The sequence below is a fragment of the Agromyces sp. Marseille-Q5079 genome, assembly GCF_051016555.1.
In the GTDB taxonomy this organism is placed as follows: Bacteria; Actinomycetota; Actinomycetes; order Actinomycetales; family Microbacteriaceae; genus Agromyces.
The window spans coordinates 430,352-444,610 of record NZ_JBPEJF010000002.1; the positions used below are offsets into that span (position 1 = coordinate 430,352).

The 14,259-nt window shown below is 72.8% G+C and carries 10 protein-coding genes; 7 read left to right on the forward strand and 3 right to left on the reverse strand.

Annotated elements, in window-relative coordinates; genetic code table 11:
- The first annotated feature begins 32 nt into the window (after positions 1 to 32).
- Both ACR3IO_RS05730 and ACR3IO_RS05735 read left to right on the forward strand, forming a co-directional pair.
- Entirely contained in the window at positions 33 to 1,532 is a 1,500-nt protein-coding gene (locus tag ACR3IO_RS05730; protein ID WP_434070208.1) for an aldehyde dehydrogenase (NADP(+)), read from the forward strand.
- On the forward strand, positions 1,533 to 2,699 hold the full coding sequence (locus ACR3IO_RS05735; RefSeq protein ID WP_434070209.1) for an MFS transporter: 1,167 nt from the start codon (positions 1,533 to 1,535) through the stop codon (positions 2,697 to 2,699).
- 99 nt (positions 2,700 to 2,798) lie between these two features.
- Here the strand turns inward: ACR3IO_RS05735 and ACR3IO_RS05740 are convergent, their stop codons facing one another.
- Complete coding sequence (locus ACR3IO_RS05740; protein WP_434070210.1) at positions 2,799 to 4,142, reverse strand: Gfo/Idh/MocA family protein; 1,344 nt, start codon at positions 4,140 to 4,142, stop codon at positions 2,799 to 2,801.
- 253 nt (positions 4,143 to 4,395) lie between these two features.
- On the opposite strand from ACR3IO_RS05740, the gene ACR3IO_RS05745 reads away from it, so the two are divergent.
- The 4 genes from ACR3IO_RS05745 to ACR3IO_RS05760 all read left to right on the forward strand — a co-directional run bounded on the left by ACR3IO_RS05745 (position 4,396) and on the right by ACR3IO_RS05760 (position 9,448).
- Positions 4,396 to 5,463, forward strand: a complete 1,068-nt coding sequence (locus ACR3IO_RS05745) for a LacI family DNA-binding transcriptional regulator (RefSeq protein WP_434070211.1) — start codon at positions 4,396 to 4,398, stop codon at positions 5,461 to 5,463.
- A 577-nt stretch (positions 5,464 to 6,040) separates the two neighbouring features.
- A complete protein-coding gene (locus ACR3IO_RS05750) occupies positions 6,041 to 7,264 on the forward strand; it encodes a Gfo/Idh/MocA family protein (RefSeq protein WP_434070570.1) in 1,224 nt (407 codons plus the stop codon).
- Position 7,265: 1 nt separating this feature from the next.
- Entirely contained in the window at positions 7,266 to 8,573 is a 1,308-nt protein-coding gene (locus tag ACR3IO_RS05755) for a dihydrodipicolinate synthase family protein (RefSeq protein ID WP_434070212.1), read from the forward strand.
- Positions 8,570 to 9,448: a sugar phosphate isomerase/epimerase family protein gene (locus tag ACR3IO_RS05760; protein WP_434070213.1), complete on the forward strand. Its 879-nt coding sequence runs from the start codon at positions 8,570 to 8,572 to the stop codon at positions 9,446 to 9,448. Before ACR3IO_RS05755 ends, ACR3IO_RS05760 begins: the two co-directional genes overlap by 4 nt.
- 42 nt (positions 9,449 to 9,490) lie before the next feature.
- Here ACR3IO_RS05760 and ACR3IO_RS05765 read toward each other — a convergent pair whose 3' ends face one another.
- Positions 9,491 to 10,819, reverse strand: coding sequence for a DUF1254 domain-containing protein (locus tag ACR3IO_RS05765; RefSeq protein ID WP_434070214.1), 1,329 nt, complete (start codon positions 10,817 to 10,819; stop codon positions 9,491 to 9,493).
- A 71-nt stretch (positions 10,820 to 10,890) separates the two neighbouring features.
- Positions 10,891 to 12,750, reverse strand: coding sequence for an ABC transporter ATP-binding protein (locus ACR3IO_RS05770; RefSeq protein ID WP_434070215.1), 1,860 nt, complete (start codon positions 12,748 to 12,750; stop codon positions 10,891 to 10,893).
- 45 nt (positions 12,751 to 12,795) lie between these two features.
- On the opposite strand from ACR3IO_RS05770, the gene ACR3IO_RS05775 reads away from it, so the two are divergent.
- The gene (locus ACR3IO_RS05775; RefSeq protein ID WP_434070216.1) at positions 12,796 to 14,154 is read left to right on the forward strand and encodes a GNAT family N-acetyltransferase; all 1,359 of its coding nucleotides are present in this window, start codon (positions 12,796 to 12,798) and stop codon (positions 14,152 to 14,154) included.
- Positions 14,155 to 14,259: the final 105 nt, after the last annotated feature.

Consider the following 14,259-nt stretch of genomic DNA (forward strand, 5'->3'; position numbering starts at 1 on the left):
ACCGCGACATCCGCTCGACCCACGGAGGATTCATGACCACCGCCACCGCCACCCCCGCCAGTTCGGTCACGGATGCCGCGGGCTCGCCGTCCGTCGACGAGACCGCCGCGGCCGCCCGCCGGGCCTTCGCCACGACCGTGGCCTCGACCGCGGCCGAACGGGCCGGCTGGCTGGCCGCCGTCGCCGACGCCCTCGACGCGGCGCGCGACGAGCTCGTGCCGCTCGCCGACGAGGAGTCGCACCTCGGCACCGCCCGCCTCACGGGCGAGCTCGCGCGCACCACCTCGCAGCTGCGGCTCTTCGCGCGGGCCGTCGTCGAGGGCGCCTACCTCGAGGCGACGATCGACCACCCCGATGCGACGACGATCCCGCCGACGCCTGACCTGCGCCGCATGCTGCGCCCGCTCGGGCCGGTCGCCGTGTTCGGGGCGTCGAACTTCCCGTTCGCGTTCTCGGTCGCGGGTGGCGACACCGCGTCGGCCCTCGCCACGGGATGCCCCGTCGTGGTCAAGGGCCACTCGGCCCATCCCCGCCTCTCGCGGCGCACCGCCGAGATCGTGGGCGACGCCCTCGCCGCCGCGGGCGCCCCCGACGGCATCTTCGGACACGTCGAGGGTCGCGCCGCGGGCATCGCGCTCGTGCAGCACCCCGAGATCCGCGCCGTCGGATTCACGGGTTCGCTGCACGGCGGGCGCGCGCTCTTCGACCTCGCATCGTCGCGGCCCGACCCGATCCCGTTCTACGGCGAGCTCAGTGCCGTGAACCCCGTGCTCGTCACGCCCGCGGCCGTCGAGGCGCGGGCGGCCGAACTCGCCGCAGGTCTCGCCGGGTCGTTCACGCTCGGCGCAGGCCAGTTCTGCACGAACCCCGGCGTCGTCTTCGTGCCGGGCGGCTCCGGCTTCGCCGAGCTCGTCGCCGCGCAGGTCGGGCACCCGGGCGCCGTGCCCATGCTCACCGACGGCATCGCCGCCGCATTCGCCGACGGCGTCGCCGGCCTCGCCCGGCATGAGGATGTGACCGTCGTCGCCGGGGACCCCGTGCAGCAGCCGGGCACCGGCTCCGCAGTCGTGCTGTCGACGACCACCTCCGCCGTGCTCGCCGACCCCGGCGCACTCCTCGCCGAGTGCTTCGGTCCGGCGACGCTCATCGTGGAGTACGCCGACGTCGACGACGCCCTCGCGGCGATCCGCGCCGTCGGCGGCAGCCTCACTGCGACCGTGCACGCCGAACCCGGCGAGGACCTCGGCGGCATCCTCGCGGTGCTCACCGAGATCGCCGGGCGCGTGCTCTTCGCCGGGTGGCCGACCGGCGTCGCGGTGAGCTGGGCGCAGCAGCACGGCGGCCCGTGGCCCGCGACGACGACCATCCACACCTCGGTCGGCGTCACGGCGATGCGCCGATTCCTCCGCCCGGTCGCCTACCAGGAGGCTCCGGATGCCGCGCTGCCCGCCGAGTTGCGCGAGGGCAACCCGCTCGGCATCCCGCGCCGAGTCGACGGCGTGCTGACGGTTCCGGCCGCAGCGGCCGGCTGAGTGGGCGTCGCGTCCTACCTCTTCGCCGCCACTCCCCCGCGGCTGGCGGTCGGCGGCATCGCGGTGGCGATTCCCGTGCTCGCCGTCGAGCAGTTCGACGACGTCGCGCTCGGCGGGCTGCTCGCGGCCGCGGCGCTCGGCCCGAGCATCGTCGCAGCGCCGATCGCGGGTGCGATGCTCGACCGCACCCGCCGGCCCGGCGTGCTCATGGCCGGGGCCGGACTGGTCGCAGCGGCGGCGTTCACCGTCGCAGCATTCCTCGGCGTCGTGCCGGTCTGGGTCGTCGCACTCGCGCTCATCGTCGCCGGCACGGCCGTGCCATTCGTCATGGGCGGGCTGTCGAGCTTCGTCACCGAGGTGATCCCCGACGAGCGGAGGGCGTACGCGGTGGATGCGCTCGCCTACAACCTCGGCTCCGTCGCAGGCCCTGCGGCGGTCGCTGCGGCCGCCGCGTTCGGGTCGGCGCGCATCGCGACCCTCGTGATGGCCGCCAGCGCCCTGGTCGGCGCGATCGCCACCATTCCGCTGCGCCTGCGCCCGCTCCCCGGCGAGCCGCACGGATCGATGCTCGCCACGATCGCGGCGGGCTTCCGCCACATCGCCACGCATCGTCCGCTCGCGATCATCACGGCGAGCGGCACGCTGAGCCAGTTCGGCGCCGGCGGCCTCTCCATCGCCGCCGTGGCCCTCGCCGTGCACCGCACCGGCGACGCGGCCCAGGGCGCGATCATCGTCACGTCGTTCGCGATCGGCGGCCTGATCGGCGCGCTGTGGAACTCGGCGGCACCGGTGCGCCGCCCGCCCGAGTTCGTCATGGGCGCGGGGTTCGCCGCCACCGGGGTGTTCACGGTCATCGCCGCGGCAGACCTCGGCCAGGCGTGGACCATCGTCGCCATCGGCACGTCGGGCCTGTTCACCGCGGCGAGCGCCGCGGCGATGCTGCTCATCAGGAAGCAGCAGAGTCCGCCCGCACTCCGGTCCCAGGTGTTCACCGTCGGGGCGGGCCTGCGCGCAGCAGCCGCTGCGGCGGGCGCCGCGGTCGCGGGCCTCGCGGCCGGCCTCGGCGCCGAGACGCTGCTCGTGACGATCGGCCTGGTCTGGATCGCCTCTGGTGCCATGCTGCTCGCCTACCCGAAGAGCGCGCCCGCGATCGACGGGGCGTCCTGAGCCGCACTGCAGCTCCGGACCGCGGTACCCGCAGGCGGGCCCAGCGCGTGAGCGCGCGTGCGGCCGACGCGGCCGGACCGGGCGCCCGACCGACCGGGGTCAGACCCCGAGCTCGAGATCGCCGATCAGCACCGGCTGCCCCGTGGCGAGGGAGCGGTTGCCCGCGATGCCCACCGACACGGCGCGCACGCCGTCGGCGTAGCCGGCGACCCGGCCGAGCGGGGCGTCATCCGTCACGCGCCGGAAGAGGTGGTCGAGCAGGAACGCGTCGCCGCCGCCGTGGCTGCCGATGCCCTCGGGAATGGGCACGACCTCGGCGCCCTCCCAGTGGCGCTGCACCACGAGGCGCTCACCGTGGGGGCGCACGTCGTCGACGGACGAGGCATCCGGATGCATCGAGGGGTCGACGATCACGCGGCCGTCCTCGCCGATGAGCACGGCCCCGCGCTCGACGACCTCGAGCTCGGCCCGGCCCTCGGTGCCGTTCACGGTGACACGGTAACCCTCCCAAGGGGCGTGCGCGTTCAGCGAGTAGCTGAGCGTCGCGCCGGAGTCGTAGTCGACGAGGGCGGCGAGGTTGTCCTCGATCGTGATACCGGCGTCGAACACGTCGCGGTCGCGGAGGTAGCCGTCGTGGTGCTCCTGGTCGAGGTAGAGCTCCTTCATGCGCGCGTCGCTCGCGAGGTCGAGCGCGAACGGGTCGCCGCTCGTGCCGGTGCCGCGCGACGGACGTTCGCCGAGCCCACGGGCCTCGGCGTTCTCGGCGCCGTAGAAGCGCAGGCCTCCGCTCGCGAAGACGCGCACCGGGGTCGCGGCGATCCACCAGTTGACGAGGTCGAAGTGGTGCGAGGCCTTGTGGATGAACAGTCCGCCCGAGTTCTGCTTCTCGCGGTGCCAGCGGCGGAAGTAGTCGGCCCCGTGCACCGTGTCGAGCGCCCACTCGAAGTGCACGCTCGTGACCCGGCCGATGCGGCCGTCGGCGATGACCTGTCGCAGCGTCGAGTTGCGCGGGCTGTAGCGGTAGTTGAACGTCGTGATGACCTCGCGGCCCGTCTCGGCGATGGCCTCGCCGATGCGGCGCACGCTCTCGGCGTCGATCGTGAGCGGCTTCTCGACGACGACGTCGGCGCCCGCGCGCAGGGCCCGCACGACGTACTCGGCGTGCGTGAAGTCGGGCGTCGTGACGACGACGCGATCGATGCGCTCGTCGACGATCATGCGCTCGAGGTCGTCGACGGCGTAACGCACGGGTGCCGGATGCCCTGCCGCGACCACTTCGCGCTCGTAGACGTCGAGGCGGCCCGGATTGACGTCGCACCATGCCACGAGGTCGGCGACGTCGGCGACGTGCTCGGCGCCGAACGCGGTTCCGGACATCGCCGCGATGTACATGCCCGCACGGCTGCCCGTGCCGATGAGTGCGTACCGTTCGTGCTGCGCCATGCTGTGCTCCATCGCCTCGCTGGGTGGTCTGCGTCGCCCAGCCCAGAAACCGCTTGCTCAGCGGCATCCGTTCTGCGCCTCGATCGGCGGGAAATCAGCGGGAAAGCGCTATCTCGGGCCGTCTCATTTCTATCAGCAACACGTGGCGATGCAAAACCCCGGGGTCGCGACCCGCGCGGTAGAGTCGAGGCGCTCGGCCAGTGATGACGCGACCAACCCGCGCGGCGAGGCCGACCCGCGACCAGGAGGACCCATGGCTGAGGGCCGCACCCAGACCCGGCGATCGACGCCGGCGACCCTGCACGACGTCGCCCGCGAGGCGGGCGTCTCGCTCGCCACCGCGTCCCGGTCGCTGAACGGCAGCGCCCGCAAGGTCAACGAGGAGTACCGCGAACGCGTCCTCGCCGCCGCCGCCAAGCTCGGCTACACGCCCAACCTCTCGGCCCAGGCCGTCGCACGCGGCACGTCGACCACCGTCGCCCTGCTCGTCGCCGACATCGCCGACCCGTACTTCTCCTCGATCGCCGCGGGCGTCGTGGGCGCTGCGGGCGACGACCGCCTCATCGTCACCATGGCCGAGACGAAGCGCGACGCCGAGCGCGAACTCGAGCTCGTGCGCGCGATGCGCGGGCAGCGTCCGCGCGTGATGATCCTGTCGGGCTCGCGCAACATCGGCGACCCGAACGCCGCGGCGCTCGAGGCCGAGCTCACCGCCTACGAGCAGACCGGCGGTCGTGCGGTCTTCATCAGCGAGAGCGACCTTCCGTTCCGCACGCTGCCGCTCGCGAACCGCGCGGGCGCGCGCGACCTCGGCGTCGAGCTGCACGCCCTCGGCTACCGCCGCTTCGCCGCCCTCACCGGCCCCGAGACCCTGCGCACCGCGCACGACCGCATCGCCGGCTTCTCCGAGGGGCTCGCCTCTTCCGGCGCCAACCTGCCCGACGACCGGCTCGTGCGCAGCGCGTTCACGCGCGACGGCGGCTACGACGGCATGCGTCGCCTGCTCGAGGCGGGCATCGGCGACACCCAGGTCGTCTTCGCGCTCAACGACGTCATGGCGATGGGTGCGATGTCGGCGATCCGCGACGCCGGCCTCGAACCCGGCCGTGACCTCGCCGTCGCCGGCTTCGACGACATCCCGACCGTGCGCGACGTCACGCCGCGACTCACGAGCGTGCGCATGCCGCTGGAGCGCATCGGCGAGCAGGCCCTGCGCCTCGCACTCGATGACGCAGCGGATGCCGCATCCGCCCGTGCTGCGTCGGCCGACGTCTCGACCGAGGTCGTCATCCGCGAGAGCACGCCGCGCGTCGAGGCCTAGCCTCCCCCGCCCCGCCGGCTCGCCGGCGGCCCCCGGGCGGCCACTGCCTGGCCACTTCGCTGGCCACTTCACTCGCCGCTTCACTCGCCACGTCGCTCGCCGTGCTTCCCGACCCCGCGACATCCGTCATTCGGGTGAGCACGCCCCAGCGCGGACGCTTGTGGCGGCCCAACCCACCTCGAACCCGCAACAAGCGTCCCCGCTGGCCGCGGCGCCCTCGCCGACCGCACCAGGCGTCGACCACTGAGCCCGGCATCGAGCACCGCACCCGGCATCGAACGCGCCCCACCTATGGCGTCACAGCGGGGACGCTCGTTGCGCTCCGAACGGCGCCGAGCCCGCAACGAGCGTCCCCGCTGGAGGAGCACGCGCGCACGCGACGCCAGCACGCCACCCCCGCACCGGGTCTTGCGCGCCGCGCACCCGTGTGCGACACTCGGGTAAACGCTTTCCCAGCGCAGGACGTGGCATCGGTCGCCTCCTGCCCCGTCGAACAGGAACAACCGTGGCAGACACCGCAGCCCCCGCAGGCACCGCAGCCTCCGCGCCGCAGGCGCCCCAGACCATCGGCATCATCATGAACGGCGTCTCGGGCCGCATGGGCTATCGCCAGCACCTCGTGCGCTCGATCCTCGCGATCCGCGAGCAGGGCGGCGTGCTCCTCGCCGACGGCGAGACCCGCGTGCAGGTCGAGCCGATCCTCGTCGGCCGCAGCGAGAAGAAGCTCGCCGACCTCGCAGCCAAGCACGGCATCGAGCACTACACGACGAACCTCGACGAGGCGCTCGCCGACGACCGCTGGCAGATCTACGCCGACTTCCTCGTGACGAAGGCGCGCGCGCAGGCGATCAAGAAGGCGATCGCCGCCGGCAAGGCGATCTACACCGAGAAGCCCACCGCCGAGTCCTTCGAGGAGGCGCTCGAGCTCGCGCGCCTCGCCGATGAGGCCGGCATCAAGAACGGGGTCGTGCACGACAAGCTCTACCTGCCGGGCCTGCAGAAGCTCAAGCGCCTCATCGACTCTGGCTTCTTCGGCCGCATCCTGAGCGTGCGCGGCGAGTTCGGCTACTGGGTCTTCGAGGGCGACTGGCAGCCCGCTCAGCGTCCGAGCTGGAACTACCGCGCCGAAGACGGCGGCGGCATCATCGTCGACATGTTCCCGCACTGGAACTACGTGCTCGAGAACCTCTTCGGCCGTGTCGAGTCGGTCTACGCGAAGGCCGTCACCGAGATCCCCGAGCGCGTCGACGAGCGCGGCGAGGTCTACCCGGCCACCGCCGACGATGCCGCCTACGCGATCTTCGAGCTCGAGGGCGGCGTGGTCGCCCAGCTCAACTCCAGCTGGACCACGCGCGTCAACCGCGACGAGCTCGTCGAGTTCCAGGTCGACGGCACGCACGGCTCGGCCGTCGTGGGCCTCTTCGGCTGCAAGATCCAGCCCCGCAACGCCACGCCCAAGCCCGTGTGGAACCCCGACCTCGCCGACGCGCACGACTACGCCGGCGACTGGATCGAGAGCCCCGGCAACCGCGAGTTCGAGAACGGCTTCAAGACGCAGTGGGAGGAGTTCATCCGCCACGTCGTCGAAGACGCCCCCAACGAGTTCGACTTCCTCGCCGGCGCGCGCGGCGTGCTCCTCGCCGAGCAGGGCCTCGCGTCGAGCCGCGAAGGCCGGCGCATCGAGCTCCCCGTCGTCACGCTCGCCTCGGGCGCCACGACCACGAGCGCCGCGGATGCCGCAGCGGATGTCGCGACCGACGCCGACGCCGCCCTCGCATCCGAGTTCGCGGGAGTCCGCTGACATGACCACGCTGACCCTCCTCGACGCCGACGGGGCCCTGCGTTCCGCGGGCCTCGCCGAGGCGCCGACGTTCGCGAAGCCGCGGCATCCGCTCGCCAGCCGGGTCGCGTACGCGGCCGCGCACGTCGTGCCGAAGGCCCATGCCGACAACACGCCGGGGCAGCCGGCCGAGATCGACTGGGACGCGACGCTCGCGTTCCGCCACCACGTGTGGTCGTGGGGCCTCGGCGTGGCCGACGCCATGGACACGGCCCAGCGCAACATGGGCCTCGATGCGGCGGCCACGCGCGAGCTCATCACGCGCAGCGCCGCGGAGGCGGCATCCGTCGGCGGCAGGCTCGTGGTTGGCGTGAACACCGACCACGTCGACGACGAGCTCATCTCGCTCGACCAGGTCATCGACGCCTACAAGGAGCAGCTGCACCACACGGAAGACGCGGGCGCCGGCGTCGTGCTCATGGCGAGCCGTCACCTCGCACGTGCCGCGCAGACCGCCGACGACTACCGCCGCGTGTACCGCGAGGTGCTCGCCGCTGCGAGCACGCCGGTCGTGCTGCACTGGCTCGGCACCGCGTTCGATCCCGCACTGGCCGGCTACTTCGGATCCGACGACACGGATGCCGCGGCCGAGACGCTGCTGCAGATCATCGGCTACAACGGCGACAAGGTGCAGGGCGTCAAGATGAGCCTGCTCGACGCCGACGCCGAGATCTCCGTGCGCCGGCGCCTGCCCGAGTCGGCGCGCATGTTCACGGGCGACGACTTCCACTACGTCGGCCTCCTCGAGGGCGACGAGCAGGGGCACTCCGACGCGCTGCTCGGCGCGTTCTCGTGCCTCGCGCCGAACGCGTCCGCGGCGATCCAGGCACTCGACCGCGGCGACGTCGCGGGGTACCGCGAGATCCTCGCACCGACCGAACCGCTCTCGCAGCAGGTGTTCGCCGCGCCGACGTACTACTACAAGACCGGCGTCGCGTTCCTGTCGTGGCTGAACGGCCACCAGGCGGCGTTCCAGATGGTGGGCGGGCTGCACGCGGCACGGAGCCTGCCGCACCTGTCGCGCATCGTCGAGCTCGCGAACACCTCGGGCGCCCTCGAGCGCCCCGAGCTCGCGGCGGCCCGCTGGCACTCGCTGCTCACGCTGAACGGCGTCGACGTCACCTCGGCGACGGTGCCGGCGACGGATGCCGCGTCCGAAGCGGATGCCGCAGCCGGCGCTCCGGCCGCCTCGGTCCCTTCATCCGCCGAAGACTCCGCGTCGGCGGATGCCGTCGACGCGGCATCCGTCGACGAGGAGGTGCTCGCATGAGCGCGCACCCCCGCCTGTCGATGAACCAGGCGACCATCAAGTACGCATCGCTCGACGAGGCCCTGCGGGTCACCGCCGACGGCGGCTACGAGTCGATCGGCCTATGGCGCGAGCCCGTGCAGGCCGTCGGGCTCGGTGAGGCCGCGCGCCGCCTCGGCGACTCGGGCCTGCGGCTGTCGACGTACTGCCGCGGCGGCTTCTTCACGATGCCCGAGGGCCCCGAGCGCCGCGCGTCCATCGACGACAACCGTCGCGGCATCGAGGAGACGGCGACCCTCGCGGCCGCCGGCGCACCGGGCAGCACGCCCGTGTTCGTGCTCGTCGCGGGCGGCTTGCCCGAGGGGTCGAACGACCTCGTCGGCGCCCGCTCGCGGGTGGCCGACGCGCTGGCCGAGCTCGCACCCGACGCGGCCGCCGCCGGCGTCACGCTCGCGATCGAGCCGCTGCACCCGATGTACGTCTCCGACCGCGCCGTGGTCTCGACGCTGAAGCAGGCGCTCGACCTCGCGGCTCCGTTCGATCCGTCGGTCGTCGGCGTCACGGTCGACACGTTCCACGTCTGGTGGGACCCCGAGGTGCTGCCTCAGATCGCACGGGCCGGCGCCGAGGGCCGCATCGCCACCTACCAGGTCTGCGACTGGAAGACCCCGTTGCCTGCCGATGTGCTGCTCGGGCGCCACTACCCCGGCGACGGCGTCATCGACTTCGCGACGCTCACCGAGGCCGTCGAGGCGACCGGCTACGACCGCGACATCGAGGTCGAGATCTTCAACCAGGACATCTGGGACACCCCCTATGCCGAGGTCGTCGCCCGCACCGCGGCCGGTTTCGCATCGGCGGTCGCGCCGCATCTCGCGGCATCCGTCACCGTCTGACCCTGCGCCCCGATCGCCACCACGGCGATCGGGGCGACCTGTTCAGCCGATGCGGGTGATCGCCGGCATGGCGAAGGTGCCGTCGAGCATCGCCTCGCGCGGCTGGTAGACCCGAAGCAGCGGCCGGAAGTCGCCCTCGGGCGCCGGCAGCCAGTTCGCCGCGGCAGCCGCGTCGTCGGGCCGCTCATGCTGCATGCGGATCATGACCGAGCCGTCATCGCCCGTGACGATGCCGGGCGTGCGGTCGCCGATCGAATAGCGTCCGATGGGGTTCTCGACGAGGAGGAACTCGGGCGTCGAGTACATCGTGATCGACCAGAACGCGTCAGCCGGCGGCAGCTCGGTCAGGCGCAGCTCATAGGCGTGCGCGCCGTTCAGCCGCTCGCCGTCGGCATCGACGAAGACCTCGGCGTAGTACGCCTCGTAGCCGTGGTTGCCCCACAGTCCGTTGCGGGCCGACCGAGCGCGCGTGGCGTGGGCTGCGGCGCGGTCGGCGATCTTCCACTCGGGCGCGTCGATCGTGCCCGGGCCGAGGAAGTCGACGTTGTAGTCGAACCCGTGCGGAAGGCCGAGCCATCCGTTGACGGCCGCATCGGGGTCGGGCTTCGAGAGCTCCTCGACCTCGGCGCGACCCGCGGCGAACGCCGTCGCGAGGTGCTCCTCGAGGTCGCGTGCCACGAGGCCGAAGGGGTTGCCCGGGTCGGTGAGGCCGTACTCGGCATAGCGGTGCAGGAACTCGACCTCGGCGGCGGCCGGCGGGAACGCCTGGCTCCACGCGCGCAGCAGCTCCCAGAACCGCAGGTGCTCGGGCAGGTCGGGGTGCGGGTGCGGGATCCCGCGCGCGGGCCGCTCGCCCTCGAACGGCGTCAGGGCGAACTGGGGCTGCAGGGCGCGAACACGCGGCATGTCGTCTTCGCCGTCGACGGCGAGGCGCCCGACGATCGCCGCGAGGTCGGTGGGCGACTCGATCACGGGCACGCCGTCGGGCGCGGTGCCCGTCCACCCGGGCGGCACGATGAGGTACTCGCCTTCGGCGGTGCCGGTGGCCCGGCGCCCGACGTAGGCGAAGTTGTTCGTCCACGCGTCGACGAACTGCAGCACGTAGTAGGCGCCGTCGGTGTCGGGCACGTGCAGCAGCAGCGGTCCGGCCGACAGGTCGAGGAGGCCGAGCGCGTACACCGTGTCGTTGTTGACGCTCACGAACGCATCGGCCGGCGACGCGAGCGTCGAGGCGTGCGTGAACGCGTTGAACCGGGCGGGCGGCAAGGACCCGAGCCCGTTGGCCGCGATCGCCTGCATGCTCGACACGTTGTACACCAGCGGATACCCGAAGACGTACGCATCCACCAGGTGTCGTTCGGTCCAGTCCATCGATTCCCCCGTTCGGTCCGGCCGGGCGCCGGAGCCCTCCCACCAACTTACGTGGCCCCGCGGCATCCGCCCTAGACCGACTGCACCCGGTCGAGCTCGGCGTAGCGTCCGCCCGCGGCGAGCAGCTGGGCGTGCGATCCGATCTCGACGATGCGCCCGTGCTCGAGCACGACGATGCGGTCGGCCGAGCGGATCGTCGAGAGCCGGTGCGCGACCACGAGCGTCGTGCGTCCGCGCATGAGGTGCTCGAGCGCGCCCTTGATCTTCGCCTCGGACTCGGGGTCGAGCGCGCTCGTCGCCTCGTCGAGCAGCAGCACGCGCGGGTCGCGCACGAGCGCGCGGGCGATCGAGAGCCGCTGGCGCTGGCCGCCAGAGAGGCGCGCGCCCCGCTCGCCGACGACCGTGTGCCATCCGTCGGGCTGGGCCTCGACGATCTCGAGGGCGTTCGCGTCGCGCAGGGCGGCGAGCACGCGGGCGTCGTCGACGTCGCCGAGCCCGTAGACGATGTTCTCGCGGATGCTGCCCTCGAAGAGCACGGACTCCTGCGGCACGACCGACACGAAGCTGCGGAAGGTGCGCAGGTCGAGCTCCTCCATGTCGGCGCCGTCGAGGAGCACGCGTCCGCCGGTGGGGCGCAGGAACCCGAGCACGAGGTTGAGCAGCGTGGACTTGCCCGATCCGGACGAGCCGACGAAGGCCACGGTCTCCCCCGAGCGGATGTCGAGGGTCACGTCGTCGAGCGCCGGGCGCGCCCGCACCTGCGCGGCGCGGGCGCCGCCGGCATCCGGCCCGGCCGCGGCATCCGGCCCGGCTGCGGCATCCGCCCCCGCACCATTGCCGGCCCCGTCGTCGTACCGGTACCCGACCGACTCCAGCCGGAGGTCGCCGCGCACCTCGGTGACGACCCGCTTGCCCTCGTTGCGCTCGAGGTCGGGGTCCTGCATCAGCTCGCCGATCGAGCGGATCGACTCGGTGCCGCGGGCGATGATCGGCAGGAGCATGAGCAGGTTCGTCGCCGCACCCGTGAGCAGGGCGAAGTACGAGCTCAGCAGCACGACCTGGCCGGGCGTGATCGGGATGAGCCCGGTGATCGAGATCCAGGCGGCGAGCACGAGGCATCCGACGCCCAGCAGTTGCAGGCTCACCCACGACAGCGACGCGAAGCGGCCGTTCAGCAGGTCGAGCTGGAAGCCGGCCGCCCGCACGCCCTCAGCGCCGTGCGCGACCCGGCTGACGGCGGTCTGCTCGAGGCCGTGGGCGCGGGTGATGGGCAGCAGCGTCGCCATCTCGCCGACGCGGGCCGAGAACTGCTCGACCTCGCGGCGGAACGAGGCGTTGCGCATGGCGCTGCGGCGGTTGAGGATCGCGCGCAGCAGCACGGCGAGCGGGATCGCGAGGGCGTAGACGGGCAGGAACGCGGGCACGTTGATGGCCGTCATCACGACGGCGCCGACGAGCACCATGGTCGCCGAGAGCAGCGGATGCGCCGTCTGCTGCAGCATGACCTCGACGTTCTCGACGTCGCGCACGACCTTGGTCTGCACGACCGAGGAGTTCGCCCGGGAGTGGAATCCGATGGAGAGCGCCTGCAGCCTGGCCGCCAGCGCATTGCGCAGGTCGGCGCCGATCGCGCGCACGGCGCCCATGTAGAGGCGCGTGTACTGCACGTGGTTCGGGTAGTTCTGGGCGAGGGCGACGACCGCGACGCCGGCCCAGATCATGAGGGTCGAGGTCGGGCCGCCGGCCACGACCACGTCGATGATCGCGGCCGTGATGACCGGCAGCAGCCAGAGCGGGGTGTCCTTGACGGTGAAGAAGGCGACGGCGCCGAGCACCCGCCCGCGGTGCAGGTCGAGCAGCCGCACCACGGATCGCGCCGGGTGCCGTCCGTCGATCGCGTGGTCCATGCGGGAAAGCGCTTGCCGAGTCATGCGTCCATTCTGCCCGGGAAGCGCGCCCATGGGTACGCTGGGATGATGTTCGATCCGCACAGCATTCCGGCCGACCCCACCGCGGTGAACGCACTCGCCGGACGCGGATTCGACTACCGCCAGGTCGACCCGGCCGATGAATCGGCGATGCAGGCGTGGGTCCAGGCCGAGACGCGCGGGTTCCATCACGCGCGCCCCGAGGCACCGGAACTGCGGCGGGCACTGCAGGTCGCGCGGCAGCGCAACGTTCGCGGCGTCTACGACCTCTCGGCGCAGGACGCGCACATGCCCGTCGCCACCGTGGACGGCTGGCCGTCGGGCCTCAGCGTGCCCGGCGGGCGCAGCGTCGACGCGTGGGCGGTGAGCGGGGTCACGGTCTCGCCGACCCATCGCCGGCGCGGCATCGCCCGGGCGCTCCTCGAGGCGCAACTCCGCTACGCGAAGTCGGCCGGCGCCGCACTCGCCATGCTCACGGCCACCGAGGCGACCATCTACGGGCGGTTCGGGTTCAGCCCCGCGGCATCCGCTGCGACCGTGCACGTCGACCGGCGCCGCGTGCACTGGATCGGGCCGGAGTCACCCGGCCGCGTGGAGTTCGTCGAGCCCGCCGACCTCATCGGCAAGGCCCCGGCCATCGCCCGCCGCGCCGTCGCCCGCACCCCCGGTGAGATCGACCGATGGCCGGGCCTGCTCGAACGCCACCTCGGCCTCGTCGACCCGAGCAGCGCCGAGTCGCGCGCCATCCGCGTGGCGAGGTACGACGATGCCGCAGGTCAGGCGCAGGGATTCGTCGCCTTCCGGGTGGTGCGCCGGCCCGACCTGCCGGGGGCCGTCGAGTGCGACCTGTTCGTCGCCGCGAGCGATGACGCCGAGCGCGCCCTCTGGCGATTCCTCGTCGAACAGGACTTCGTGACCGAGATCCGCGTGCGCCTCCGCAGCGTCGACGAGCCGCTGCCCTGGCTGCTCGAGGACCCGCGGGCCGTCAGCCTCCACGACGTCGGCGACCACCTCTGGCTGCGCATCATCGACCCGGTCGCCGCACTCTCGGCCCGCGAATACGGCGGCACCGGAACCCTGACGCTCGAGGTGACCGATCCGCTCGGGCACGCCGCCGGCACGTTCGTGCTCGACGTCGCGGGCGACGGGCGCGCCGAGGTGCGCCCGGCCGAGGTGGCGACGGATGCCGCGAGCGGCCAGTTCCGCAGCGGTCGGCGCTCCCGCCCCCAGGCCGCGCACGGGCTCCGACTCGACGCCCGCGAGCTCGCCTCGATCTACCTGGGCGGCACCCGCCCGTCGGTGCTCGCCCGCGCGGGACGCATCGCCGAACTCGCGCCCGGATCGCTCGCCCTCGCCGACCGCCTGTTCCACGCGCCGCGCACGCCGCACCTCAGCATCTGGTTCTGACCGGGCGCCCGCCGGTCGGGCCTCCACGATCAGTGGCAGCACTGATGAGCATTCCTCAGGCACGTCGTACCTTCGCGGTATCCACCCCGTAGAAGCCGCGATGGC